The organism is Peribacillus sp. GL_122 (genome assembly GCF_057835005.1).
Genome location: NZ_CM174415.1, coordinates 597,543 through 623,267 on the forward strand (window position 1 = coordinate 597,543; position 25,725 = coordinate 623,267).

Annotated in this window: 25 protein-coding genes and 1 pseudogene; 21 read left to right on the forward strand and 5 right to left on the reverse strand. The window is 39.0% G+C overall.

What is annotated here, in order from left to right:
* Positions 1-29: 29 nt before the first annotated feature.
* Positions 30-1,157, reverse strand: coding sequence for a radical SAM/CxCxxxxC motif protein YfkAB (yfkAB, locus tag AC3ISB_RS02900; protein WP_098370501.1), 1,128 nt, complete (start codon positions 1,155-1,157; stop codon positions 30-32).
* 150 nt (positions 1,158-1,307) lie between these two features.
* On the opposite strand from yfkAB, the gene AC3ISB_RS02905 reads away from it, so the two are divergent.
* Positions 1,308-1,493 carry an SE1561 family protein gene (locus AC3ISB_RS02905; RefSeq protein ID WP_034305661.1) on the forward strand — a complete coding sequence of 62 codons (186 nt, stop codon included), beginning with the start codon at positions 1,308-1,310 and terminating at the stop codon, positions 1,491-1,493.
* Between the two features lie 307 nt (positions 1,494-1,800).
* Positions 1,801-3,369 carry a fumarate hydratase gene (locus AC3ISB_RS02910; protein ID WP_098370502.1) on the forward strand — a complete coding sequence of 523 codons (1,569 nt, stop codon included), beginning with the start codon at positions 1,801-1,803 and terminating at the stop codon, positions 3,367-3,369.
* Positions 3,370-3,418: 49 nt separating this feature from the next.
* Here the strand turns inward: AC3ISB_RS02910 and AC3ISB_RS02915 are convergent, their stop codons facing one another.
* Positions 3,419-3,556 (reverse strand): hypothetical protein, encoded by a 138-nt coding sequence (locus AC3ISB_RS02915; protein ID WP_181762190.1) that lies wholly within the window; start codon positions 3,554-3,556, stop codon positions 3,419-3,421.
* 111 nt (positions 3,557-3,667) lie between these two features.
* Between AC3ISB_RS02915 and AC3ISB_RS02920 the strand changes: the two genes are divergently transcribed.
* The 5 genes from AC3ISB_RS02920 (at position 3,668) to AC3ISB_RS02940 (ending at position 7,885) form a co-directional block, all read left to right on the forward strand.
* Complete coding sequence (locus tag AC3ISB_RS02920) at positions 3,668-3,853, forward strand: hypothetical protein (protein WP_098370503.1); 186 nt, start codon at positions 3,668-3,670, stop codon at positions 3,851-3,853.
* A 219-nt stretch (positions 3,854-4,072) separates the two neighbouring features.
* Positions 4,073-4,858, forward strand: a complete 786-nt coding sequence (gene pdaA, locus AC3ISB_RS02925; protein WP_489275506.1) for a delta-lactam-biosynthetic de-N-acetylase — start codon at positions 4,073-4,075, stop codon at positions 4,856-4,858.
* Positions 4,859-4,980: 122 nt separating this feature from the next.
* Positions 4,981-5,865, forward strand: a complete 885-nt coding sequence (locus tag AC3ISB_RS02930; protein ID WP_098370504.1) for a DNA-3-methyladenine glycosylase family protein — start codon at positions 4,981-4,983, stop codon at positions 5,863-5,865.
* The gene (rlmD, locus tag AC3ISB_RS02935) at positions 5,862-7,247 is read left to right on the forward strand and encodes a 23S rRNA (uracil(1939)-C(5))-methyltransferase RlmD (RefSeq protein WP_141992660.1); all 1,386 of its coding nucleotides are present in this window, start codon (positions 5,862-5,864) and stop codon (positions 7,245-7,247) included. Before AC3ISB_RS02930 ends, rlmD begins: the two co-directional genes overlap by 4 nt.
* 116 nt (positions 7,248-7,363) lie before the next feature.
* Positions 7,364-7,885, forward strand: a complete 522-nt coding sequence (locus AC3ISB_RS02940) for a YehS family protein (protein ID WP_141992659.1) — start codon at positions 7,364-7,366, stop codon at positions 7,883-7,885.
* A 174-nt stretch (positions 7,886-8,059) separates the two neighbouring features.
* Here AC3ISB_RS02940 and AC3ISB_RS02945 read toward each other — a convergent pair whose 3' ends face one another.
* Positions 8,060-8,959 carry a 3-hydroxyacyl-CoA dehydrogenase gene (locus AC3ISB_RS02945; RefSeq protein ID WP_489275509.1) on the reverse strand — a complete coding sequence of 300 codons (900 nt, stop codon included), beginning with the start codon at positions 8,957-8,959 and terminating at the stop codon, positions 8,060-8,062.
* Between the two features lie 275 nt (positions 8,960-9,234).
* Between AC3ISB_RS02945 and AC3ISB_RS02950 the strand changes: the two genes are divergently transcribed.
* Positions 9,235-9,435 (forward strand): hypothetical protein, encoded by a 201-nt coding sequence (locus AC3ISB_RS02950; RefSeq protein WP_098370508.1) that lies wholly within the window; start codon positions 9,235-9,237, stop codon positions 9,433-9,435.
* A gap of 92 nt (positions 9,436-9,527) precedes the next feature.
* Here the strand turns inward: AC3ISB_RS02950 and AC3ISB_RS02955 are convergent, their stop codons facing one another.
* Positions 9,528-9,659: a hypothetical protein gene (locus tag AC3ISB_RS02955; protein ID WP_257790335.1), complete on the reverse strand. Its 132-nt coding sequence runs from the start codon at positions 9,657-9,659 to the stop codon at positions 9,528-9,530.
* Between the two features lie 376 nt (positions 9,660-10,035).
* Here AC3ISB_RS02955 and AC3ISB_RS02960 point away from each other — a divergent pair, with 376 nt between their 5' ends.
* From AC3ISB_RS02960 to AC3ISB_RS02985, 6 genes are all read left to right on the forward strand, one after another.
* Positions 10,036-11,226 (forward strand): glycine C-acetyltransferase, encoded by a 1,191-nt coding sequence (locus AC3ISB_RS02960; RefSeq protein WP_098370509.1) that lies wholly within the window; start codon positions 10,036-10,038, stop codon positions 11,224-11,226.
* Between the two features lie 44 nt (positions 11,227-11,270).
* A complete protein-coding gene (locus AC3ISB_RS02965) occupies positions 11,271-12,230 on the forward strand; it encodes an L-threonine 3-dehydrogenase (protein ID WP_098370510.1) in 960 nt (319 codons plus the stop codon).
* 330 nt (positions 12,231-12,560) lie between these two features.
* Positions 12,561-13,958 (forward strand): amino acid permease, encoded by a 1,398-nt coding sequence (locus AC3ISB_RS02970; protein WP_098370511.1) that lies wholly within the window; start codon positions 12,561-12,563, stop codon positions 13,956-13,958.
* A gap of 384 nt (positions 13,959-14,342) precedes the next feature.
* Complete coding sequence (locus AC3ISB_RS02975; RefSeq protein WP_141992657.1) at positions 14,343-14,636, forward strand: RNA polymerase alpha subunit C-terminal domain-containing protein; 294 nt, start codon at positions 14,343-14,345, stop codon at positions 14,634-14,636.
* Between the two features lie 175 nt (positions 14,637-14,811).
* Positions 14,812-15,732, forward strand: coding sequence for a type I pantothenate kinase (gene coaA / locus AC3ISB_RS02980; protein WP_141992656.1), 921 nt, complete (start codon positions 14,812-14,814; stop codon positions 15,730-15,732).
* Between the two features lie 598 nt (positions 15,733-16,330).
* Positions 16,331-17,836 carry a malate:quinone oxidoreductase gene (locus AC3ISB_RS02985; protein ID WP_098370513.1) on the forward strand — a complete coding sequence of 502 codons (1,506 nt, stop codon included), beginning with the start codon at positions 16,331-16,333 and terminating at the stop codon, positions 17,834-17,836.
* A 189-nt stretch (positions 17,837-18,025) separates the two neighbouring features.
* On the opposite strand, the gene AC3ISB_RS02990 is transcribed toward AC3ISB_RS02985, so the two are convergent.
* Positions 18,026-19,081, reverse strand: coding sequence for a potassium channel family protein (locus AC3ISB_RS02990; RefSeq protein WP_489275513.1), 1,056 nt, complete (start codon positions 19,079-19,081; stop codon positions 18,026-18,028).
* 103 nt (positions 19,082-19,184) lie between these two features.
* Between AC3ISB_RS02990 and AC3ISB_RS02995 the strand changes: the two are divergent.
* From AC3ISB_RS02995 to nikE, 7 genes and pseudogenes are all read left to right on the forward strand, one after another.
* Positions 19,185-19,708: pseudogene (locus tag AC3ISB_RS02995) on the forward strand (hypothetical protein); the annotation flags it as partial.
* Between the two features lie 285 nt (positions 19,709-19,993).
* Positions 19,994-20,140, forward strand: a complete 147-nt coding sequence (locus tag AC3ISB_RS03000) for a hypothetical protein (protein ID WP_181762188.1) — start codon at positions 19,994-19,996, stop codon at positions 20,138-20,140.
* A gap of 452 nt (positions 20,141-20,592) precedes the next feature.
* Positions 20,593-22,215 carry a nickel ABC transporter substrate-binding protein gene (gene nikA, locus AC3ISB_RS03005; RefSeq protein ID WP_489275515.1) on the forward strand — a complete coding sequence of 541 codons (1,623 nt, stop codon included), beginning with the start codon at positions 20,593-20,595 and terminating at the stop codon, positions 22,213-22,215.
* Between the two features lie 20 nt (positions 22,216-22,235).
* The gene (gene nikB / locus AC3ISB_RS03010; RefSeq protein ID WP_489275516.1) at positions 22,236-23,180 is read left to right on the forward strand and encodes a nickel ABC transporter permease subunit NikB; all 945 of its coding nucleotides are present in this window, start codon (positions 22,236-22,238) and stop codon (positions 23,178-23,180) included.
* Entirely contained in the window at positions 23,177-24,007 is an 831-nt protein-coding gene (gene nikC, locus AC3ISB_RS03015; RefSeq protein WP_141992650.1) for a nickel ABC transporter permease subunit NikC, read from the forward strand. The genes nikB and nikC overlap by 4 nt, the downstream gene beginning before the upstream one ends.
* Before the next feature lie 18 nt (positions 24,008-24,025).
* The gene (nikD, locus tag AC3ISB_RS03020; protein WP_141992649.1) at positions 24,026-24,853 is read left to right on the forward strand and encodes a nickel import ATP-binding protein NikD; all 828 of its coding nucleotides are present in this window, start codon (positions 24,026-24,028) and stop codon (positions 24,851-24,853) included.
* A 33-nt stretch (positions 24,854-24,886) separates the two neighbouring features.
* Positions 24,887-25,708 carry a nickel import ATP-binding protein NikE gene (nikE, locus tag AC3ISB_RS03025; RefSeq protein WP_141992648.1) on the forward strand — a complete coding sequence of 274 codons (822 nt, stop codon included), beginning with the start codon at positions 24,887-24,889 and terminating at the stop codon, positions 25,706-25,708.
* Positions 25,709-25,725 lie beyond the last annotated feature (17 nt).

Genomic DNA, 25,725 nt, shown 5'->3' on the forward strand with positions numbered 1-25,725 from the left:
AAAAACTCGCCGGATTGGCGAGTTTTTCTTCATATGGTTGACTTCCTCATCCTGAAGTCATCCTTCGGGTAGTAGGCATTTTTGACGAGAACATTCGGGCCCAGACATTTGACTGCCGGGCAGTGGCAGTTCAATTCATTGGCCAGTTTCGAATTCATCCATGTGTCATAGGAATCGGTCAAGGACTGGTCTTTGATATTCCCTAATGTAGGCGCGTCCCCGAAATCGGTCACGATCACTTCCCCGGTGAAAATATTGATGTTCAACCTGGAACGTCCATCAGGGTCATTCCGTACGGTCACTTTATGTGAACCATAAAGTCGTTGAAGCAGCTTTATATCCTCCTTACTGTTATTGCAAGGATAAAATGGCAGGGTACCGAAAAGCATCCAAACATTTTCATCACGGATATCAAGCAAATGATGAATCGCTTCACGCATATTATCCAATGATAAAGTTTCAAGTGCCGAAGCGAAATCGCTTGGATACATCGGATGAATTTCGTGCCTTTGACATCCCATTTCATCGACGATCTGTCTGTGAATATGCTCAAGATGAGGCAATGTCCGTTTATTAAGCATCGTTTCTGCAGATACCAGCACACCAGCTTTTGTCAGGGCACGGGAATTTTCAATCATTTTATCAAATAATATCTTTCGCTGTTCCCGAGATGGTTTTCGGTCCATCATGGCAAAGCCGATATCAATGAATTCATCGATCGTTCCCCAGTTATGGGAAATGTGCAGAACATCCAAATAAGGAATGATTTCCTCATACCGTTCCAAGTCAAGGGTCAAATTGGAATTGATTTGTGTCCGTACCCCGCGGCTACGGGCATATTTCAATAGAGGCAAAACATAATTCTTCACTTGTTTTCTTGAAAGCATCGGTTCCCCGCCAGTAATGCTGAGCGAGCGAAGCAAAGGGATCTCATCAAGGCGCCGAATCAGTAATTCCAGAGGCAGGGCATCCGGGTCCTTGGGCTGAAGTGTGTAACCGACGGCACAATGCTCACAACGCATATTGCAAAGGGTGGTGGTGGTGAACTCCACGTTGGTGAGGCTGAGTTTTCCATATTGTTCAACGTCCATATATGCTTCCCAAGGATCATACTTGGGTGTAATTGGTGTTAAAAGATCTTGCTTGATTATTGACATATTTAAAACTCCTTACGTAATAATGCACTAACCCATTATGAACAATGGGAACAAAAATTGTCAAATGGCGGAGAGCTGCATTTATAGCTTGCCATTGCACTTTCAAGCAGATTTCGTTACGATGAAAGAAGAACGGAAGGAGAGTGCCTCATGGGAAAATCCATTACAGGTAAAAATGAACAATTAACATACTTAAAAGAACGCCTCACGATGTTCATGGAAGTTCTTGATCATATCGAACCGGAAAATACGGAGTTGGAAGATATAGACCGTTTAATCGGCATGATAGATGATTTGGAAGGCAAAGTGGAACAATTCAAAACCCGGGAAGACTAATATCTGTTTCGATAGTATGACTTTTTCAATGTTAATATTCATGAAGGGATGACGAGAAACCTGCGTCATCCCTTTTTAATATCAAATCTTCTTGGAAATGATTGGTGATGACATTTTGACTTATGGGCTATTTAAGGCGCTTTGATCATTTCTCTCCAAATTGCTGTTCATTAAGAAAAATAATTACTTGTTTTCGAAAGATTATGTTAGATGTATAATAAAACGGGTGTTGAATCATTCGCTATTTATAGAGAAGCAGGGAAATGATTAAATCTAATCTAGGGGAAATAAGAGGGGGAAGAGAAATTTGGATATTCAAAAATTCCAAGAAAGTATGTACAGTCTTATCGTTGAAACTTCAACGAATCTTCCAAAGGATGTTCGTCGTGCGGTCAAAAGTGCAAAACAACGTGAAAATGCAGGTACTCGTTCTGCATTAAGCTTGGACACCATCACGAATAATATTACTATGGCTGACGACAATGTATCACCGATTTGTCAGGATACTGGTCTGCCGACTTTCAAAATAAAAACTCCAGTTGGCGTGAACCAACTTGAAATAAAAAAAGCAATCCGAAATGCGATTATTTTAGCGACTAAAGGCGGAAAACTTCGTCCAAACGCAGTTGACTCTTTATCGGGTGAAAATAGTGGGGATAACCTTGGGGAAGGTCTTCCTGTCATCAAATTTGATCAATGGGAAAATGACTATATTGATGTTCGTCTTATCTTAAAAGGCGGCGGCTGTGAAAATAAAAACATCCAATACAGTCTGCCTATGGAGCTTGAAGGATTGGGGAAAGCGGGCCGTGATTTGGACGGAATCCGTAAATGTGTACTTCATTCTGTCTACCAAGCACAAGGACAAGGCTGCAGTGCCGGCTTCATCGGCGTTGGTATCGGAGGGGACCGTTCATCCGGATATGATCTGGCTAAAGCTCAACTTTTCCGCAGTAATGAAGATGTGAATCCGAATGAAGACCTTCGTAAACTTGAAGATTACATCATGAAGACAGCTAATGAATTGGGAATCGGCACGATGGGCTTTGGCGGCGAAACTACACTGCTTGGATGTAAAATCGGTGTCATGCACCGTATTCCGGCAAGCTTTTTCGTATCCGTTGCTTACAACTGCTGGGCGTTCCGCCGTTTAGGAGTGAAAGTCAATCCTGAAACAGGTGAAATCAATGAGTGGTTGTATCAAGAAGGCGAGAAAATCGACTTTGCTTTAGAAGCAGAAAAAGCAGCGAAGGATGAAGTGGCAGCCGCTGCTGAATCGGACGTTAAAGCTTCCCGTGAAATCACCCTGCAAGCACCAATCACGGAAGAACAAATCCGTGAATTAAAAGTTGGTGACGTAGTTCATATTAACGGCAGAATGTATACAGGCCGTGACGCCATCCACAAGCATTTATCTGAAAATCCTGCACCAATAGACTTAGATGGACAAATCATCTATCATTGTGGCCCAGTTATGCTGAAGGACGAAGAAGGTAAATGGCATGTGAAGGCTGCCGGACCAACAACAAGTATTCGTGAAGAACCATACCAAGGAGATATCATGAAACGATTCGGCATCCGTGCAGTTATCGGTAAAGGCGGAATGGGACCGAAAACACTAGAGGCACTAAGTGAACACGGCGGCGTTTATCTAAATGCAATCGGCGGGGCTGCTCAATATTATGCAGACTGCATCAAGTCCGTCGAAGGTGTGAACTTCACCGAATTTGGTATTCCAGAAGCGATGTGGCATCTGAATGTTGAAGGATTTACTGCCGTAGTTACCATGGATTCACATGGAAACAGCCTGCATAAAGACGTTCAGCAATCTTCGTTGGAAAAATTGGCACAATTCAAAGAACCAGTATTTAAATAATTGTATGGCAAAAGACGCTCACCAAACGGTTGAGCGTCTTTTGCATATCTTACTTTTCGATTTCCGGCAGTGGATCGATCCTTGAAGCATCCTCTAAATTCAATCCACTTTTCACAAAATGAACAAACACTCCGCCACCTAAACCAAGACAACCAACAAAGCCTATAGTGATAACCCATTCCAGCATTTCATTCCCCCCTTGCTAAATGTATATGAAAAAAAAGGCGATAATTAACTCAAAAAAGTACAATCTTTTGGAACGCTCGCACATACATTAAAAGAGAAAGGGGGGATTTTCATGCAGAATAGCTACATCTTATACTTTATCGCCATGTTAACCGGTTTTGCTTTCATCAAGCTTCCTGTGGCAAATACGATTTTCTCCGGTCTTGAAACATTCCTTGACGTAGTCGGAATTGTAATCGTTCTCATTTTCGCTATCGCCATTATTTGGAAGGCGGCACAAGCGTTATTTAAAGGATAAACAAAGCATGGGGGGCCAATCCTTTTTCGAGGATAGGCCTTTTTTATGTGGATTAAGGTTTTGCGGGGAAATACCTTTAATAATTCGGCCCGCGGTACTAAAATTTGTCCCTGAGCGTAGTAAATTAGACCCTGGGCCAATAATTCGACATTCACAATATCATGCATATAAATCTTCATGTTCCAAACAATAAGAAAAAAGGACATGGGGGATATTCCAATGAAAAAAATGGTGATTTTATCCGCTTTTATATGCTTGATATGCTCTTTGGCAAGCCCAGCTTTTGCAGAATCCTATAACTGGGGTTTCAATAAAGGAAAAAATGGGACACCTGCCGATGCCGGTAAAAAATTCAATGAAATGCTGCCTGAATATGAAGCGATTTATAAAGGGGATACAAAGAAAAAAGCCGTTTATTTAACGTTTGATAACGGTTATGAAAATGGCTATACGGCCCAGATTTTAGATGTTCTGAAAAAACATGGTGCTCCTGGAGCTTTTTTTGTAACGGGTCATTATTTAAAGACCGCACCTGAGCTTGTTGTCCGTATGGCTAATGAGGGGCATATCGTAGGAAACCATTCATGGAACCATCCGGATATGACCAGCGTGACGGACGATGTGATACGCATGGAGCTTGAGCGGGTAAAAAAAGCAACGGAAAAATTAACGGGGCAAAAGGGAATGAATTACTTAAGGCCGCCTCGTGGGGTATTTAATGAGAGAACAATGAGGGTTGCAAAAAAAGAAGGGTATTACCACATTTTCTGGTCACTGGCATATAAAGACTGGATTGTTGATCAACAAAAGGGTGCCGCGTTCGCACACGATGAAGTGCTTAAGCAGATTCATCCTGGCGCGATTTTATTACTGCATACCGTATCGAAGGATAATGCGGAAGCATTGGACTCAATTCTGACGGAGCTTGAAAAACAGGGGTACACATTCAGTAGCCTTGATGATTTAATGATTGAGAAACGGTTGCCGAACCGAATGCTTTATTAAGATGAGAAGCGGGTCCTGTAGTGATAATTCAGGTCCCGCTTTTATCCATTCTCTTCAATTTCAAGTAATATTTCTGGAAACATGCTATAATACGTGGAAAACTGCTAAAGGATGGATCGCTTGTGTGGACAGAAAAATTACAGGTTCAAGGACCCTATAATTTTGATCTAGTTCTCGAACGATTATCGTTAGACCCACTTCAGGTAGTTGATTTTACTAACAGGACGGTAAAAGTTCCGCTATATATAGAAAAAGAACCAATCGTTTTGCAGGTTCAGGCAATAGGAAATATCGATGAACCATCTTTTATCATCAAAGGTCATTCAGAGGTTTACAAGTCAAAAGCAATCGAACGGTTAAAAAAGGTTTTTCATTGGCATCAGCCATTAGAAGGCGTTTCCCGGCATTTCCGGGAATCAGATTTAAGGGGAATTTTCGAAGAACACCGCGGTACTGCCATAGTCTTGGACTTCGATTACTACAGTTGCCTCGTCAAATGCATCATACATCAGCAATTGAACTTATCCTTTGCCCATACGCTCACGGAACGATTCGTTAAAACCTTCGGCTACCAGATGGAAGGTGCATGGTTTTATCCGACACCGGAAACAACAGCCCAACTTCAAATCGAACAATTAAGAGCCATTCAATTCAGTGGCCGGAAAGCCGAATACGTCATCGGACTTTCCGAGCAGATCATTCAAGGCCATCTCAACCTTGATATAATGGAAAAGCTATCCGATCAAGAGGTTATGGATACACTAATAAAAATACGCGGTATCGGTAGATGGACGGCTGAAAACTTCCTGCTTTTTGGACTTGGCCGGCCGAACTTATTTCCTAAAGCCGATATTGGCATTCAAAATGCCTTGAAAATATTATATGGCTTACCGCAAAAGCCGACCCAAGAAGAAATGGAGTCCTATAGTGTGAAATGGGCCCCATATCTAAGCTACGCTTCCCTCTATTTGTGGAGAAGCATTGAAAAACGGAGTGAAAAGAAATGACAAACATTCAAGATACAAAACTGGAAGTAAATCAAACCCTTCCCCTTACGATTAAACGGCTTGGCATTAACGGGGAGGGAGTCGGTTATTTCAAAAAGAAAGTCGTCTTCGTCCCAGGTGCATTGCCTGGTGAAGAAATTGTAGCTATGGTCACAAAGGTTCAGCCAAACTTCACCGAGGCGAAAATAAAAACCATCCGTAAAGAATCACCGCATCGCATTGCAGCACCATGTCCGGTTTACGCTGAATGCGGCGGATGTCAGTTACAGCATTTAAGTTATGCCCAGCAGCTTATTGAAAAACGAGATATCGTCATTCAAGCGATGGAACGTCATTCGAAATTCCCAGTTTCTTCATTAAATGTAAAAGAAACGATCGGCATGGAAGATCCTTGGAATTATCGCAATAAGAGTCAGTACCAAGTCGGCCAAAAAGATGGCAAATTGATTGCTGGCCTTTACGGCTTGAATTCCCACACACTGATCGATATCCCGAATTGCCTTGTACAGCATAAGGCAACAAATAAGGTAACGCGTACAGTGAAAAAGATACTAAAGAACCTGAACATCTCGATTTATAACGAAAGAAAAAGAAAAGGTGTTATCCGTACGGTCATTACACGGGTAGGCTTTGAAACAGGTGAAGTACAGGTTGTCCTCGTTACTGGTGCGGAAGAAATTCCACAAAAAGATCAGTTGCTTAAACAAATTCGTGACCAACTGCCAGAAGTGAAATCGGTCGTTCAAAACATCAACAACCAGAACACATCACTTATCTTTGGCGAAAAAACGATTCACCTGGCAGGTGAAAAAGTCATCAACGAAACATTGGGTGACCTATCATACGAACTATCAGCCCGTACTTTCTTCCAACTTAACCCGGTCCAAACTGTTCGCTTATATGATGAAGTGAAAAAAGCAGCAGCCTTAACCGGCACGGAAAAAGTGGTTGACGCTTATTGTGGTGTTGGGACCATTGGCCTATGGTTGTCCGAAAATGCCAAAGAAGTCAGAGGAATGGACGTCATTAAAGAATCCATTGAGGACGCCAAGAAAAATGCAAAAAAACATAAACGCAACAATGTTTTCTATGAAACAGGCAAAGCCGAGAATATCCTTCCAAGCTGGACCAAAGAAGGCTGGAAACCGGACGTACTGGTCGTCGACCCGCCAAGATCCGGCTGTGATCAATCATTACTGCAGACAATCTTGAAAGTTAAACCGAAAACCATTGTGTACGTATCATGCAACCCGTCCACATTGGCGAAGGACTTACAAGAACTGGGCTCTTCTTATCGCGTGGAGGCCATGCAGCCGGTGGACATGTTCCCGCAGACGAGCCATGTTGAAGTAGTAACCTCATTGAAGCTGATTAAAGAATAAGCAGAGTGATCCGGGAATCTGTAAAAGATTCTCGGATTTTAATCTGCGTTTATTTCCATCCATTTGTGAAATAATGAAAGTACTGTGAAATCGAGAAATACATAGGAGGGTTTTGGATGCATAATCATGATATATTAATTCGATTAAGATATGCGCTGGATATTAAAAATAAAGATATGGTTGAGATATTTAAGCTCGGGGATATTGAAGTGACAAGAGAAGAAGTCATGCAGATGCTCACAAAACCAAAAGATGATTATTATGATGAATATGATGATGGTATGGATGAAGATGAAGATGGGGTAAACTGCAATAACATGATGTTAGAGTCCTTTTTAAATGGTTTGATCATTTTTAAAAGAGGGAGACAAGAGCCAAAACCTGGTCAGCCTCAAAGTCAGGCACCGGATGTAAAGATTAAGGAAAGTGTGAATAATATCCTTCTGAAGAAACTGAAAATAGCATTGACATTAACCAGCGAGGATATGATTGATATCTTGGATGAAGCAGGTGTCATGATAACAAAAGGGGAATTAAGCGCTATATTAAGAAAAGTGGGTCATAGGAATTATAAAGAGTGCGGGGATCGATACGCCAGGAATTTCTTAAAAGGATTAACTTTGAGATATAGGGGATAAGGGTTCAGTAACTGTTTTTATCATGCACATCATTACAATTAGACTTTGATTTCGTGAAAAGTACTTTTCCGATTTCAGGGTCTTTTTCTTTTAGTATGAACGTTATTGAAGTCATTGGAAAGTTCGAAACAGTTAAAAAACAGAAGGCAGCCTTAAGGCACCTTCGCACGTTCATTAACCTCTTAAAAAGTCTGGTTTTACGAAATTGGGGTTGGGATATTTATAGAAGCCTTCTCCTGCTTCTCTACCGATTTTCCCTTTATCGATATACTCTGTTTTCAATAGGTTAGCCAGCTTTTCAACCTCTGGATCACCTGTCGCTTTCGCTTTTGCAAGTGAAATATTATAAGCGGTATTGATTCCTACCACGTCTAAAATGGCGAAAGGGCCAAGAGGCGCTCCTGTTGCGACCATCCACGTTTTATCGATGGTTTCCGTATCTGCCACTCCTTTTAATAAGAGCATTTGGGCAGCATCCAAAAGGGGGACCAGTAAGGAATTCAAAATATAGCCTGGCTGCTCTTTATGTAAAGGCAGAGGAACCATTCCAATCGCTTTTGCAAAATCAATCACTTCATCGAACACTTCACTATCCGTTCCAGGATGTTTCATGATTTCTGCCGTATTGTTTTTCCAGATCTCATTAGCGAAATGTAACGCCAGGAATTTTTTTGGACGGCCTGTTGCTTCGGCAAATTGGCTTGGCAATAATGTTGAAGAGTTCGTCGCGAAAATTGTTTTATTAGGAGCCACTTTTCCTAACTCCGTGTAAAAATCCGTTTTGATTTGAACCACTTCTGGAATCGCTTCAATCACAAGGTCAGCTTCGGATACTGCAGCAAATAAATCACTGTGGAAAGAAATGCGGGCATAAGCAGTATTGAGATCTTCCTCCGTTGCGCCTATGTCTTCTTTATAGTATGGCTTCAAATTAGTGATCCTATCTTTTGCACGTTCCAATGCTTCATCATTGATGTCATATACAGATACGTTGAATCCTTTGAAGGCGGTTTGAAATGCGATCTGACTTCCTAAAACACCGCTGCCGGCAATCGTGATATTTTTATATTTCACAGCCATTCTCCTTTATTTCTTTGAATATCACTTCTTGTTAATTATTTCACTTATCTTGAAAATAGATGCAGGAATTAGCTTGATATACGTTATTTTCCCTTAATGAAACCTGATAAACGTATGTTAAGAACGTAACAAACCTTCTCAGATGTAGGACATTCTTCATAACTTTTGCCTATCTCTTTGCATAGCTTGTATGTTTTGCTCATTACATCATGAAAGGAAAGTTGCCTATTGCATTTCAATCGAAAAGAATTCCAGGGGTGGACCAATGGATGGCCATTGAGCTGTTAATGGGTTATTCAGAGGAAAGACCGCTTGGCTGTTACATTGTAGAAAATCACAAGGTGTGGATAAAGGAAGAAGGAAATAGAAAAAATCCTAATTTTTCAAACTTTCCTCCTGATAATGTGCATAACTTTTTTGTTTTTTTTGATTTCTTTGTACTTGAACGTAACTTCAATATCCTAAGTTGATCAGCAGCTCTTTTTTTATTGTTGTAATGGACTTAAGCGTCCATTAGTACAATGTAAAACAGACAAAAAAGAGGATAATTATACCCCTTAGTTTACTTGTCTTCATTTGTTTGTTCATCAGATTTTTGGACGATTTCTTTTAGTTCCCCAATGTCACCTTTTGCATTAATAATCTCAAAAATCTCATTTAGGCCTTCCGAGGTTTTTTCATCTTCTGTTTTCACAATACCCCTCCTTAGTTGTAGTTATTTGTTAATGTCTCCAAAAAACAGAAGATAAAACATCGTTCACATTGAAAATTGATGATTATTTTCTCTTCGTATTTCCGTTGATATAAGCGCATTTTAGGCGAATGTTTATTGTAAAACTACAAAAATTCCGATTTTTTTGTCCGTGCAATATGGACAACATTAAAATTATCTATTATTATGATTGTTATAACACTTAGTATAAAGGGATTTAGGTTAATCCTTTGTGTGTTTTTGGAGAAGACACCTGTATTTTTAGAAAAAAGGAAATAAATACAATATTTTTTTAAATAGGGGTAAAACATATAAAAATCCTGCATTTATTCCAGCCATCAATGAGGGGGTATATTAAATGTCAAGTGAAGTATTAAATCAATTTTTGAAAGAAAATTTGGAAGATTTAAAAGAAAAGGGACTATACAACGTTATTGATCCGGTGGAAGGTCCAAATGGTCCGGTAATCACCATTGCAGGCAGGGAGTTAATTAATTTATCATCCAATAATTATTTAGGTTTAGCAACAGATAGACGATTAATAGAGGCTTGCATAGAAGCGACGAAAACATATGGTGTCGGTGCCGGTGCCGTTCGTACGATCAACGGAACATTGGATATTCACGTCAAATTAGAAGAAAAGCTTGCCGAGTTTAAACATACAGAAGCAGCCATTGCTTATCAATCTGGATTTAACTGTAATATGGCAGCGATTTCAGGAGTGATGGATAAACATGACGCCATTCTTTCAGATGAACTGAACCATGCTTCAATCATTGATGGATGTCGATTATCCAAGGCGAAAATTATTCCCTTTATCCATTCCGACATGGACGATTTACGGACAAAAGCACGCCAAGCAAAGGAGTCCGGATTGTATAACAAAGTCATGATCATTACCGATGGAGTTTTCTCGATGGACGGGGATATTGCCAAGCTTCCTGAAATTGTGGAGATTGCAGAGGAGTTTGACTTAATTACTTATGTTGATGATGCACATGGATCGGGTGTATTAGGTAATGGTGCAGGAACGGTAAAACATTTTGGGTTATCGGATAAAGTGGATTTCCAAATTGGAACATTATCCAAAGCAATTGGTGTTGTTGGAGGCTATGTAGCAGGAAAGAAAGATTTGATTGATTGGTTAAAAGTGAGAAGCCGTCCATTTTTATTTTCAACGGCTGCCACACCGGGAGCAGTTGCAGCTAGTATAGAAGCCATCGATATTTTGATGAATAGCTCAGAACTTCAAAATAAGCTGTGGGAAAACAGTGATTACTTGAAAAAAGGCCTAAAGGAATTAGGGTTTGATATCGGGGAGAGCGAAACACCGATTACGCCTTGCATCATAGGGGATGAAGCAAAAACGCAGCAATTCAGCAAGAGGCTGAATGAAGAAGGTGTGTATGCTAAATCCATCGTATTCCCTACCGTTCCAAAGGGTACAGGAAGAGTGAGGAATATGCCTACTGCAGCTCATACAAAAGAGATGCTGGACCGTGCAATAGCCATTTATGAAAAAGTAGGAAAAGAGATGTCGATCATATAAGAGATTGCTTGTTTCAGAGTTTAAAACATAGGGAGGGATTTTTGATGAAAAAGGTCTTAGTAACGGGGGCTTTAGGTCAAATTGGTTCAGAACTGACGCTGAAAATGAGAGAGATTTATGGAGCTGACAATATCATTGCAACAGATATTCGAAAAACGGACAGCGATGTTGCCCAATCAGGTCCATTTGAGATTTTAGATGTTACAGATGAAAAAGCGATGTTTAACATGGCAAAAAAACATGAAGTGGATACAATTATACATTTAGCCGCTTTATTGTCAGCAACAGCTGAAAAGAAACCTCTTTTAGCTTGGCATTTAAACATGGGCGGATTGGTCAATGCTTTGGAATCGGCACGGGAACTCGATTGCCAATTATTCACACCTAGTTCGATTGGTGCGTTTGGTCCAACCACTCCTAAAGATTGGACACCGCAAGACATCATTCAACGACCGAATACGATGTACGGAGTGAATAAAGTATCCGGAGAGTTATTATGTGATTATTATCATCATAAATTTGGGGTTGATACGAGGGGGCTTCGATTCCCGGGACTGATTTCGTATGTCACACCTCCTGGCGGTGGAACTACCGACTATGCAGTTGAAATTTACTATGAAGCGATTAAAAACAAGCGATATACTTCTTACATTGATAAGGGAACGTATATGGATATGATGTATATGCCTGATGCTTTAGCTGCCATCATTAATCTAATGGAGGCAGATGCCTCAAAATTAAAACATCGCAATTCTTTCAATGTGTCAGCCATGAGCTTTGATCCGGAGCAAATTGCAGCCGAGATCAAAAGGCATATTCCGGAATTTGTCATGAATTATGAGGTCGATCCTGTAAGACAATCCATTGCCGATAGTTGGCCAAATACAATAGATTCAACTTGTGCAAAGGAAGAGTGGGGATTCAAGGCGGAATATGATTTAGAGAAAATGACGAATGATATGTTGTTGAAGCTGAGATTGAAGTCCCTTTTAGTAACAGCATGAATTAACACACCAGCCGAATAAAAGAGTTGCAATACTCTTTTATTCGAGTTACTTTATACAGAGGAATTTTAACGTATAAGGGGTGGGCTGTTATAAACGATAAAAAGTAAGCGCTTTCTATTACACCTTGAACAGAATTAAGATATAACATGAAATTTGATAGTAATCTTTCTAACTGTCAGGAATGCTTAAGAGTGAAGAATGATTTTATGAGGCAGCTTTAAGAAAGATTAAAAAATGGAGCCTGCTATATCATTTCTATACTAAATAGGGAGTGTATTAAGCATCTTGCATTAAATTTCGACTATTAGTAGTGTAGGGGGAAATGGAATGGCAAACAAAGATTTGAATAGGGACTTAAAAGGTCGTCATATTCAGATGATCGCTTTGGGCGGAACTATTGGTGTCGGTTTATTTATGGGTTCAGCCAGCACGATTCAATGGACAGGTCCGTCAGTAATGTTAGCTTATGCGATCTCTGGGATTTTTATATTCTTAATCATGCGTGCAATGGGGGAAATGTTGTATTTAGAGCCAAGTACAGGTTCATTTGCAACATTTGGTTATAAGTACATTCATCCATTGGCAGGGTATATGACTGCATGGAGTAACTGGTTCCAGTGGGTTATTGTCGGGATGGCAGAAATAATTGCAGTGGGGACGTACATGCAGTATTGGTTCCCTGATCTCCCGGCTTGGATTCCAGGTTTAATCGCAATGGTGATTCTTGGAGCAGCGAACTTAATTTCCGTTAAATCCTTTGGGGAAATTGAATTTTGGTTTGCACTGATTAAAATCGTAACGATTATATTAATGATCGTTGCAGGATTTGGACTTATTTTCTTTGGAATCGGTAACGGAGGGGAAGCCTTAGGATTATCGAATCTTTGGGAACATGGTGGTTTATTTACAGGTGGTTGGAAGGGCTTCTTCTTTGCTCTCTCACTGGTGGTTGCCGCTTATCAAGGTGTAGAATTAATCGGAATTACGGCTGGTGAAGCAAAAGATCCGCAAAAAACGATAACCAAAGCGATTCAAAGTACCATTTGGCGTATTTTAATTTTCTATATCGGTGCGATTTTCATTATTGTAACCGTTTACCCTTGGGATCAATTAAGTGCGATTGGCAGTCCATTTGTTGCTACTTTTGCGAAAGTTGGTATCACGGCAGCAGCTGGAATCATTAATTTTGTCGTAATCACGGCTGCTATGTCTGGCTGCAATAGTGGTATTTACAGTGCAGGACGTATGCTTTACACATTAGGGATGAATGGCCAAGCGCCAAAATTCTTTGCGAAAGTATCTAATAGCGGTGTACCTTTATTCGGTACGTTCGGAGTGATAGTCGGGTTAGCGATTGGGGTTGTTTTAAGTTATATTGCACCAGAAAATTTATTTGTGCATGTATATAGTGCGAGTGTGCTTCCTGGTATGATTCCGTGGTTTGTCATTCTGATCAGCCAAATTCAATTCAGGAAAATTAAAAAAGCTGAAATGCACAATCATCCATTCAAAATGCCATTTGCACCTGTTACAAACTACCTGACCATCGCTTTCTTGTTTATGGTATTAATCGGTATGTGGTTTAATGATGACACACGTATATCACTAATGGTTGGAATAGGTTTTCTCGCTATCGTTGTAATTAGTTATTTCGCTTTTGGAATAGGCAAGCGTGTACAAGCCGATGCTCAGACAATGGCTCAGAAGGAAGATAAAGTGGGTTAATCTATAATTCACTTGGTTTTGCAAAGGGTTGCTTCGGCAGCCCTTTTCCAATGAAACTAAAAGGGCAGTTTAGTTTTGATAAGAGATGATAAAATGATAGTTGAAGATGAAAGTTGTGCTATAGATATTGCTTGTTGGATATATGAGGTGTATAGTGACCTTGGATATATCCCGAGAAGCAATTGAAAACAGTAAGTAATGGTTCTTGTTGGGCTCCCTTAGTTAATTAAAAGCTTTCTGGGCTATGATGAATGGAGAAAGGTCAGGGCAATCTAGTTAGTGACATCAGGATACGTTTCCGCAAAAGTTTAGCGTAAGATAACTGCGATGTTATTACTTCTTAAGATAGAATGTTAAAAATCATAAGAAAAGGAGACATTGACAATGACAACTTCAAAGAAGAATTTGAGGACTTGCGAAAAGGGTCACAAATACTATAAATCCAGCGACTGTCCGACCTGCCCTGTATGTGAGCAAGAACGCAAACCTGACACCGGATTTCTTTCATTGCTTTCGGCACCAGCCAGACGAGCATTGGAAAATAACGGGATAACCTCTTTGCATCGGCTATCAACATATAGTGAAAAAGAGATTTTGAAGTTTCACGGTATGGGACCAGCTTCTTTACCTAAACTTAGGGATGCTCTGGAGGCAGGTGGGTTATCATTCAAAGATTAACCACCTATAATGTTTAATCTTGCAGGAACGCCTTTTATGCCAGCTGGTTCCATACATTCATTTTCTTTATCAAGTCATAGGGTCTTTATGTAAATAAGGGGTCAGGAACTCTTTTTTTATGGACATCATCCTTGTTAAACTGATAGTAACTCTAAAAAGTGAGGTAGCGAAAAACATGAGTTCCTATACTCCCTATTATGAATTCAATCGAAAAAAGTGGGCATCTTTGCGAAACCATACCCCTCTTCCTTTAACTGAAGAAGAATTGGATAACTTAAAAGGCATAAATGAAGAAATATCCATTCAGGAAGTAGAAGAGGTTTACTTGCCCTTGACTCGTTTAATCAATTTATATGTTGAAGCATCTCAGCAGCTTAATACATCCACTTCTTCATTTCTAAAAACTAATGATAAAAAAGTACCTTATATCATTGGAATTGCAGGGAGTGTTGCTGTAGGAAAGAGTACGACAGCAAGGTTACTTCAGACCTTATTATCTAGATGGGATAATCATAGAAACGTAGGTCTTGTCACTACCGACGGTTTTTTGTACCCAAATGATCTTTTAGAAGAAAAAGGACTGATGAAAAGAAAAGGGTTTCCTGAAAGTTATGACACTCAAAAATTAATTAATCTTATCGGGGATGTAAAAGCGGGAAAAAATAAAGTGGAAGTTCCAATTTACTCACATTTGAAGTATGACATTTTGCCAAATGAAGTGCAGACTATCTGTAATCCGGATATTTTAATAGTGGAAGGTATTAATGTTCTTCAAGTTGATAAGGAGAATCAAGTATTCGTCAGTGACTTTTTTGATTTCTCACTTTATGTAGATGCAGACGCAAATGACATAGAGCGGTGGTATGTTGAAAGGTTCCTTTTACTTCAAAAGACCGCATTTCAAAGTCCCGAATCCTATTTTCATCGTTATATTGACTTGTCTAAAGAACAAGCCATTAAACAAGCGACCCAAATTTGGGAAGAAATTAATTTGAAAAATTTACATGAAAATATACTGCCGACAAAAGGACGGGCAAAACTCGTTTTAAAAAAAGGATCAGATCACAAAGCTGAAAATATCTATTTGCGAAAATGAAAACTTAAATAATGTTTTTTTGTAATAACAATAAAGGATAAAATTTCATTTTTAAGGGACTATGCAATAAGTCTTAAAATTAGGAATGTTTTCAATGACCGTACCTAATATTGGTTTAATTATCAGTAATTATTGGTATTGTTATAATATCTAATTATTGGGTGAAATTTATGATCCAAGTTAAAAAGGTAGTAGTTTAGCAATTTCAGGAAGGTCCTTGTTTTTTCGGGAAATGGTTACAGAAACTTCTAATTTCACTTCCGATTTTGTCAATAAATGTGTATTTTCGTTACTTTTTCTGATGTGTCAATATTATTTCACTAACAGTTTCTTCCTTCAATAAGGGCAATCTGCTGAAGAAATCTTTTTCTTCGACTATCATGGCGGATAAGTTTAAGCTAATTTCTTCACAAAATCAATTTTTTAGCAAAAAAAGTAATAGTAGAATATTTTAATCTATGAAATAATAATAATAGATTATGATATAGTTATAAGGAGACAGAAAAGGTGTGTTCCTAGTTCATGCCTGGCTTTTGGTGACACCTAAACAGGAGCGCCTACATCTTTTTTGCAAATATAGGGGATAAGGAAGGTTATAATGAGCAACATACAGAAACAAACAGACGTTATCTTAATTGGCGGCGGAGTCATGAGCGCGACTTTGGGATCATTACTGAAAGAGTTAGCACCGGAATGGGAAATCAAAGTATTTGAGAAGCTTGCAAACGCAGGAGAAGAAAGCTCTAACGAATGGAATAATGCGGGTACGGGACATTCTGCACTGTGCGAGCTTAACTATACATCCGAAAAATCTGACGGATCTATAGATATTAGCAAAGCAATTAAAATTAATGAACAGTTCCAAGTTTCATTGCAGTTTTGGTCGTATCTTGTAAACTGTAAGCTGATTGATAATCCGCAAGACTTTATCATGCCATTGCCTCATATGAGTATGGTACAAGGGGATAAAAATGTAGCGTTCTTAAAGAAACGTTTTGAAGCGCTGTCAAAAAATCCTCTGTTCCAAGGTATGGAGTATTCCGATGACCCAGCAAAACTGATGGAATGGATTCCACTTATTATGCAAGACCGTCCATCGAATGATTCTATAGCGGCAACAAAAATTGATTACGGTACAGACGTTAACTTTGGTGCTTTAACACGCATGTTGTTTGACCATCTAAAGACTAAAAACGTCGATATCAAATATAAACATAGTGTTGATAATGTTAAACGTGCCAGCGATGGCTCATGGGAATTAAAAGTGCGTAATGTCGATACTGGTAGCGTAGAACGCCATAATGCTAAATTCGTCTTTATCGGAGGCGGGGGCGGAAGCTTGCATTTGCTGCAAAAATCCGGTATTCCTGAAGGGAAACATATCGGCGGATTCCCAGTAAGCGGATACTTCATGGTATGTAATAATCCTGAAGTTGTTGAGCAGCATCATGGAAAAGTATACGGAAAAGCTAAAGTTGGTGCACCGCCAATGTCTGTTCCGCATCTTGATACACGTTTTATCGACAATAAAAAATCGTTGCTATTTGGACCATTTGCGGGCTTCTCACCGAAGTTCCTAAAAACAGGTTCAATGTTCGATTTAATAACTTCCGTAAAACCGAATAATGTTTTAACTATGTTGGCGGCAGGCGCAAAAGAGATGCCATTGACAAAGTACCTGATCCAGCAGGTTATGTTATCGAAAGAACAGCGCATGGAAGAGTTACGAGAGTTCATCCCGAACGCTAAGAGCGAGGATTGGGATTTAGTAGTAGCTGGCCAACGTGTACAAGTTATCAAAGATACTGCAGAAGGCGGCAAAGGTACACTTCAATTTGGTACGGAAGTTGTCAGTGCATCCGATGGCTCGATTGCAGCATTGCTAGGTGCATCTCCAGGTGCTTCTACTGCTGTTCATGTTATGCTTGAGGTAATTAATAAATGCTTCCCGCAACGTATGAAAGAGTGGGAACCAAAAATTAAAGAAATGATTCCTTCTTATGGAGAGTCACTATTGGAAAATCCAGAGCTTCTGAACGAAATTCAAAATTCAACTTCAGAGACGCTTGGTTTAAGCAAAAAAAAAGAGCTAGTTTATAGTTAATTTTTGGAAGTGGCATTGAAATTAAAAACAACAGAACCTTTAATCTATCTTTGATTGAAGGTTCTTTTTTTGTCTTGAAGCTTATTCAAATAAGGATGCTTACTTCGAAAGGGAAGGTTTGACTAAAGGCGCAGTATAGTTTAATAAGAAAAACCAATAAGGGATGCTATTATAGCATCCCCAAAGATTCTAATGTGTATTTGAATTTATTTGGGAAATGGTCTCTTTATCGCAAATGACGAAAAGCTGTGCATCGTCAGGAATTCGTTCATCTAATTTTTGGTTTATGTTAAGATCACCACGATCTGCTACCAGTGTGGCTCCTTTATTAAGTAGATCTATGAACGCATCACGATAGGTTTTCCATTCATCTTTTTTAGAAATCTCATACATGGTTTCTTCATACTTTGTGCTCATAAGTTCAGAATACATATGGATGACTCCATGAGAAAATAATGATCGTACTGCTGCGTGGGAGATCATTTCTTGTGTAGGAATAAACTCATCCACCTTTACACGCTCGAATAAACGAATATGCTTTTGATTGATCACTTCGGCGGTGACATGAATGGACGTACTCGTTTTTTCCTCAATGGCCGTTATGGCAGTGGCAACTAATAATGTCTTTCCATCGACGAGTAACGGGTCTTTTGTAGCATAATTATCTTGTGTTATTTGGTCAGCAAAAATGATAACGCCTTTTGCTCTAGGCAGATTTGCACGGAGTAATGTTTCTTCATCGGTAGCATCCCCGCGAACATAAAACAGACGCTCCTCCAACATAGGAGCTTTTTCCAAGTTATCGATGATTACAATGTCAATGGTTTCATCAGATTTAAAAATTTCTTGGAGTGCTGATTTTGATTTATCACTCCATCCAATCAAAATGATATGATTTTTACCTGTATATTTCATTTTTCCACCAACTTTACGTTTTTCGATAAGATATACAGATTTAATGATTTTTCCAATAAAAAGACTAACAAGCCCAATACCCGTGATGTAAAGACCAATGGTAAATGCTTTTCCAAGATCGGTGACCGGTGCATAGTCTCCAAAACCAACCGTAGCAAGCGTTGTAAGAACCCAGTAAACTGAGGTTAAATATGATTCGAACGTCTGTGGCTCTATAGAATAAGCAACATACGCAGCAAGTAATATATATAAAATGGCAAATGGTATAAAGATTCTACCTCTTAATTTAATCAGGTAATATATTATTTTTTTTACCGTAATCCTCATCATACCCATCCTAGTTTTCAAGTCATCATTGATTAAATTTATATTTCCCCAATTTAACAATTAATTAAACGTAAGTGTAAAAAAACTATTTTTTACCCAAGCAGGGAGCAAGAAGCATATAAAAGAAGGAAAATACACGCTTAAAGAGGCCGCTATTATTGCAACGGGTTTTTCAACCGTTTCAGCAACGTTCATGAACGTTGTAGCAAAAACTCCTGGGCTTATGGACTTATGGTCCCTTTTCTTTTGGGTTTCTTTAGGGATAACGTATCTTGTCACTGCCATTACCGTACGTATTTGGCCATTAAATAAAATGAGCGACGTTTATTATTCGGATAATGCGGATTCAGAAGAAGTTATCAAAGAAGGACTTTTCCGATATGCCTGGAACAGTGCGATGGTGGGAGCAAACAATTCCGTTAGTCTTGGCAGAAATTTATGGGAAAACCTAAAGGACGGTTTTCTTATGACAATGAGCATTCTGCCGTCCATTTTATCCGTTGGGCTCATCAGCCTTGTATCCTATCAACTGAAATCTCAATCAGCATTACGAAGTTGGTTGTAATCTGGTTTGAACGGACGCTCATCACGTTAATTATTACTGCACCTATCGCAATATTGCTGCTTTAGTACAAATCAACGAATCTTAATTCGATTCACAAATCGAACAGGTGCGTTCTTATTATAAGGTCGACCAGTAAAAAAAATTACTGGTTGACCTTTTTAAATAGAATCATTTATATCAGTAGCCAGGGGAGGACGTACGGGTGCGCGGGATATGGATCCCGTTACTAAACTGTCAGCGTAGCAACATGTTTGAAGGCTTGTTGGGACATAGATTTCGTATAACAAGCGAAGCTATGACACTACATGGAGGACTAGGGGTACTGGTTAGTGAGTAGAGGGAGGGAAACAATGAATGGTCTGGATGTGGCAAAAGGGGAGAGTCAAGTTCAGGCATTTTTATTTCTGCGGGCCTTAATAAGAAGATACAATTGGTGGGAACAAAAAGGCTGTAAAGTACTTCTTCAAGAAAGCTTAGCGGTCAAAATATGTTGCTAATCTCGTGTCAGTACAGTGGATAAGAATCTGGTTAACCTATAGCCATTAAAGAGTTGAAAAAAGAAAAAGCATAACTGATGGTATGCTACTTAGACAACAGAAGTATCTGATTAACATAGTGGAGCAATATCATCGGTTTATAAAGAAGAGAGTCCATCTATGCTAGGATTATAAAAATTTCGAACAGCAAAGAGATCATCTGCGGAGTGGGGGTGAATCCATATGCAAAAAAAAGACAACTTCAACAAAAATCTCTCAAAAGCCAGATTGAATTCATATATAAATTATTTGGAGCAGCACCATCATTCTTATATGAAAACGATATTGAGGTTATATGTTTCTAATAAAACATATTTATATCTTTCTAGAGTTTCGACATTATATTGACAATAATATAGTTACTCATTAGAATTGAAAATGATTCTCAATATGGTACTGGAGGCACCAATATTATGTCAAAAAGAAGAAACAGCAAACAAGTGTTATTTATATCAGCAATCGTTTTAATTTTATCAACGCTTTTACTTGGATGTACAAATGAATCAAAAGAAAATTCAACTTCAAATAAAGACAGTAAAGACATGCTTACTTTTGCTTGGCCTAGGGATATAGGTGAAATGAATCCGCATGTCTATAATCCTTCTCAATTATTCGCTCAATCGATGGTATATGAACCTTTGGTTAGCTACCAAGATGGAGGCAAGCTGAAACCACATTTAGCTGAATCTTGGGAAATTTCCAAGGATGGGAAGGAATATACGTTCAATCTACGTCAAGATGTGAAATTTTCTGACGGTACAAGCTTTAATGCTGAAATTGTGAAAAAGAACTTTGATGCTATATTGAAAAATGTTGATTTACATAGTTGGTTGGGCTTTATTCCGAAAGTGGATCAAACGGAAGTAATTGACCAAAACACGTTTAAACTAACATTAAAGGAGCCATATTATCCTACTATTCAAGAGTTGGCCGTCGTTCGTCCAGTCCGTTTCTTAGGTGATGCTGGATTCCCTAAAGATGGTGACACTTCAAAAGGAGTTACAAAACCAGTCGGTACAGGGCCATGGATTTTGGAAGAATATAAAGCAGATGAATATGCTATTTTCAAACGCAATGAAAATTATTGGGGTGAACTCCCTAAAATAAAGAAAATCAAAATCAAGATCATTCCTGATGCTGAAACCCGAGTTCTTGCTTTTGAAAAAGGTGACATAGACCTTATATATGGTGAAGGCGTTATCAGTCTAGATGCTTTCAAACAATTAGAAACAACAGGTACCTATGAGACTAGTATTTCTGATCCGGTTGCGACAAGACAACTAGTTATGAATACGAAGAAAGAACAGCTTTCAGATTTACGTGTTCGTCAAGCGTTACAATATGGATTTAATAAAAAGGCAATGGTTGACGGAGTGACTTCTGGGTTGGAAGAGAAGGCAGATTTTATTTTACCGACAAACTTCCCTTATACTTCAGACATTGATGTAACACCGATTGATTATAATGTCGAAAAAGCAAAAGCTTTATTAGATGAAGCGGGTTGGAAGCTGCCTAAAGGAAAAAGTGTTCGTGAAAAAGACGGAAAACCACTTGAAATCGAGTTAATGTACGACTCTGCAGAATCGATTCAAAAAGCAATGGCTGAAACATTACAATCTGAGTGGGCGGCACTAGGTGTTAAATTAAATATTGTTGGAGTTGAGCTTACGGTACAAATTCAAAGATTTAAAGCTAATGATTTTGAATTGAATTTCTTTAGTAACTATGGCGCACCCTATGATCCCCATACTTTTGTAAACATTGTTGGTTCAGAAGGATTTGGATTTAACGAAGCCATTTCATCTTATCCGAACAGAGATAAGTTGTTAAAACAAATTGCAGATGTTCCTGGAACAACGGATGAAAAAGAACGTCAAGAACTTTACTCAACTATTTTGGAATCACTACAAGAACAAGGAGCGATTGCACCTATTTCATATATCAAGAAAATAGCTGTTTATCAAAAAGATGTATCTAATTTTACATTCCCTGCTAACCGGGATGAACATCCATTCACAGGAATTAGCATCGAGTAGTAAGTTACAGGAGGGTTTTCATGGGCACTTATATCTTGAAACGAATTATGGCCATTATTCCCATCTTTCTTTTGGCCATCCTTCTAACGTTTGGAATGATTCACCTTTCACCCGTGGACCCAGCTGAGGCATATTTATCGGCAGCACATATCCAACCCACAGATGAGATGTTGGCTCAGAAAAGACATGAGTTTGGCTTAGATCAACCTCTCCATATTCAATATGTAAACTCTATCATTAAGATATGCCAATTTGATTTTGGCATATCTTATGTTTCGAATAAACCTGTTTGGGACGAGGTTACATATCGAATGCCAGCGACCATTCAGTTAGCTTTAGGTAGCATCATATTAGCGGTCCTGGTCAGTGTCCCTCTTGGTTTTTGGGCAGGCATTAAGAAAAACAGTGGAATCGACCATTTTAGTCGACTTCTCTCTTTTTTCGGGGCATCGATCCCCTCTTTTTGGCTTGGTTATTTATTGATTTTTTTCTTTTCTGTTCAACTCGATCTATTCCCTGTTGAAGGAATCGGGACTTGGCAACATCTGGTTCTCCCTTCCATTACTTTAGCTTTGCCATTAATAGCCTTGTATACTCGACTATTACGTGCTAGCGTTCTTGAAAATTTACAGGAACCTTATATCCTTTTTGCTCGCACAAGAGGGATTCATGAAAAAGTGATTATGGGAAAACATGTATTGAGAATAGCCATATCTCCTATGATTACTGGACTAGGGATGAATTTAGGAAAGCTGCTGACTGGAACCATTATCGTCGAAGCGGTCTTTTCCTGGCCAGGATTTGGTCGTTATTTTATTGAAGCTATTTTTAATCGGGATATTCCTGTCATTCAATGCTATGTGCTTTTAGCAGCGGGACTATTCATTATTAGCAACTTGATTGTTGACCTGATTCAAATGTGTATCGACCCACGCATCTCCAGAAAAGGAGGGCAACGTCAATGATAACAAGTCTTCGCATTATGATGAGAAGTCAGAAAGTGATTGTCCTTTGTTCGATAATATTGAGCTTCCTATTTATCATCACCATCTTGGCACCTTGGATTGCACCTAATGATCCTATTGCTGTCAATTTAGCTAATAAACTACAGCCCTCTTCCTTTGAATATCCATTGGGAACTGATCATTTAGGAAGATGCACGTTATCACGCCTCTTATATGGAGCTCGCATTTCGTTAGGATTTGCCACATTAATCTTTATTTCATCTTTAGGCATCGGTTTGATTGTTGGAACCATTGCTGGTTATAAAGGCGGATGGGTGGACCAAGTGCTAATGAGACTTTGTGATGGTGTTATGGCATTTCCGAATCTTTTGCTCATTCTTGGACTTGTTGGTATATTGGGACCTGGCCTTAAACAGGTCATCTTAGCATTGGTGCTTGTGCAATGGGTGTATTATGCGAGAATTTTCCGAGGAATGGTACTTAGTCTGAAAGAACAAAACTATATAGAGGCAGCTAAAATAAGCGGTTCTTCTCAATGGAAGATAATAAAGAAACATATTGTTCCAAATGTTCTCCCTCCGCTCGCTGTTATGGGTACATTAGAAATGGGTTGGGCCATCATGGATATATCTGCCATGTCGTTTCTAGGTTTAGGTGTGCAACCCCCTACACCAGAATGGGGAGCGATGATTCATGAAGGGAAATCGTATATTCGGACGAATCCAGAATTAATGCTATATCCAGGTTTGATGATTATGCTTGTTGTCGTCACCTTCAATTTATTAGGCGAAGCGCTATCAGAACGTTTTGGAGTCAAACGTCGTTAATAAAAAGGAATGAGAAGATTGAGAACAGAACGGTCGAATGTATTAAAAGTGAGCGATCTACATGTACAAGTACAAACAAAAGATGGTGCTTCCACCCTCGTTCAGGATATTAATTTTGAACTGGAAAAAGGGAAGGTACTGGGTCTTGTTGGGGAAAGTGGGAGTGGTAAAACCGTTACGAGTATGTCCATTCTGCAGCTTCTTGATCGGAAAACAACGACGATTGAAGGTAGCATTACCCTCCAAGGACGAGAATTGAATGGTTTAGACGATAAAGAAATACGTGAAATTCGTGGCAAGGATATTGCCTTTATTATGCAAAATCCGATGAATTCATTTACGCCTGTTTTTACAATTGGCAATCAATTTATCGAAACGATTAGGTCTCATACCTCATTGAATAAAAAACAAGCAAAAGAGCTTGCCATCGATGCTATGCAAAATGTAAACCTGCCAGATCCCGCGAAACTATTAAAAAGCTATCCTTTTCAATTGAGTGGAGGTATGCTTCAACGCGTGATGATTGCGATGGCCGCATGTTTACATCCTTCCGTTATTATTGCTGATGAGCCGACAACTGCACTCGATGTTCATAACCAATTACAAGTACTTCGCCACTTGGATAAAATTCGTGCTGAATATGGAACATCCATTTTACTCATTTCTCATGATCTAGGAGTCATTTCTGAAATGGCTGATGATGTAGTCGTTATGCAACATGGCAGAATTGTAGAAACTGCAAATGTATTTGAACTATTTGATAATCCGCAGCATGAGTATACAAAGAAACTGCTAAATGCCCGCCTTATCTTAAATCATGAAGAACCTATCACCCATGTGTTGTGATATATAGATTGCATTCTTTTGAGGGGGGAACAAATGAGTTTATTACAAGTAAAGGCAGTAACTCATAGCTATAATTCTCATACGTTTTTTAAATGGAAAGATCATTCAAAAAAAGTACTCACTGACATTTCCCTCTCTATTGACGAAGGAACATGTTTAGGACTACTTGGGACGAGTGGAGCTGGAAAAAGCACATTAGGAAAAGTGATTCTTGGCTTAGAACGTCCACAGCAAGGACAAGTTCTGTTTCAAGGGCATGATATTTATACTGCTGATAAGCTTATTCGACAAAAGATACGCCGAGATCTACAAGTCGTCTTTCAAGATTCGTATTCATCTGTCAATCCACGAATGACAGCCGAGCATATTATAGGCGAACCATTAGAAAACTATGAAAAACTAACCGTAGCCGAACAAAAAAGAACCGTTATTGAGTTATTGGAAAGAGTAGGCCTAAGTGAGAATGATTTAAAAAAATATCCACACCAATTTAGCGGTGGACAATTGCAAAGAATTAATATTGCTAGAGCAATCTCTCTTAAGCCACTGCTAATCGTCTTAGACGAATCCGTAAGTAGTCTGGATATGGTTAATCAAACACTAATTTTAGAATTATTAAGTGAGTTAAAAAAAGACTTCGGCTTATCTTATCTTTTTATTACACATGATATTAAAGCGGCTTATTCAATCGCGGATACTTTGGGTGTACTGGAAAAAGGAGAATTAATCGAGCTTTACGATTCTAAAAATCAGTTTTTTTCATCAGAACATCCTGTCGTCAAACAGATGAGAGGTTCTATCCTTGCTGAGCATCCACGTTTTCGTTCTCTTCCAACGAGGATTAACAAGACCTAGTCTAGAATTTATATTTA

Bases quoted from the DNA above. Each gene is read 5' to 3' on its own strand.
- yfkAB (WP_098370501.1), bottom strand. From the start codon at position 1,157: ATGTCAATAATCAAGCAAGATCTTTTAACACCAATTACACCCAAGTAT.
- AC3ISB_RS02905 (WP_034305661.1), top strand. From the start codon at position 1,308: ATGGGAAAATCCATTACAGGTAAAAATGAACAATTAACATACTTAAAA.
- AC3ISB_RS02915 (WP_181762190.1), bottom strand. From the start codon at position 3,556: ATGCTGGAATGGGTTATCACTATAGGCTTTGTTGGTTGTCTTGGTTTA.
- AC3ISB_RS02920 (WP_098370503.1), top strand. From the start codon at position 3,668: ATGCAGAATAGCTACATCTTATACTTTATCGCCATGTTAACCGGTTTT.
- pdaA (WP_489275506.1), top strand. From the start codon at position 4,073: ATGAAAAAAATGGTGATTTTATCCGCTTTTATATGCTTGATATGCTCT.
- rlmD (WP_141992660.1), top strand. From the start codon at position 5,862: ATGACAAACATTCAAGATACAAAACTGGAAGTAAATCAAACCCTTCCC.
- AC3ISB_RS02940 (WP_141992659.1), top strand. From the start codon at position 7,364: ATGCATAATCATGATATATTAATTCGATTAAGATATGCGCTGGATATT.
- AC3ISB_RS02950 (WP_098370508.1), top strand. From the start codon at position 9,235: ATGGCCATTGAGCTGTTAATGGGTTATTCAGAGGAAAGACCGCTTGGC.
- AC3ISB_RS02960 (WP_098370509.1), top strand. From the start codon at position 10,036: ATGTCAAGTGAAGTATTAAATCAATTTTTGAAAGAAAATTTGGAAGAT.
- AC3ISB_RS02965 (WP_098370510.1), top strand. From the start codon at position 11,271: ATGAAAAAGGTCTTAGTAACGGGGGCTTTAGGTCAAATTGGTTCAGAA.
- AC3ISB_RS02970 (WP_098370511.1), top strand. From the start codon at position 12,561: ATGGCAAACAAAGATTTGAATAGGGACTTAAAAGGTCGTCATATTCAG.
- AC3ISB_RS02975 (WP_141992657.1), top strand. From the start codon at position 14,343: ATGACAACTTCAAAGAAGAATTTGAGGACTTGCGAAAAGGGTCACAAA.
- coaA (WP_141992656.1), top strand. From the start codon at position 14,812: ATGAGTTCCTATACTCCCTATTATGAATTCAATCGAAAAAAGTGGGCA.
- AC3ISB_RS02985 (WP_098370513.1), top strand. From the start codon at position 16,331: ATGAGCAACATACAGAAACAAACAGACGTTATCTTAATTGGCGGCGGA.
- AC3ISB_RS02990 (WP_489275513.1), bottom strand. From the start codon at position 19,081: ATGATGAGGATTACGGTAAAAAAAATAATATATTACCTGATTAAATTA.
- AC3ISB_RS03000 (WP_181762188.1), top strand. From the start codon at position 19,994: ATGAATGGTCTGGATGTGGCAAAAGGGGAGAGTCAAGTTCAGGCATTT.
- nikA (WP_489275515.1), top strand. From the start codon at position 20,593: ATGTCAAAAAGAAGAAACAGCAAACAAGTGTTATTTATATCAGCAATC.
- nikB (WP_489275516.1), top strand. From the start codon at position 22,236: ATGGGCACTTATATCTTGAAACGAATTATGGCCATTATTCCCATCTTT.
- nikC (WP_141992650.1), top strand. From the start codon at position 23,177: ATGATAACAAGTCTTCGCATTATGATGAGAAGTCAGAAAGTGATTGTC.
- nikE (WP_141992648.1), top strand. From the start codon at position 24,887: ATGAGTTTATTACAAGTAAAGGCAGTAACTCATAGCTATAATTCTCAT.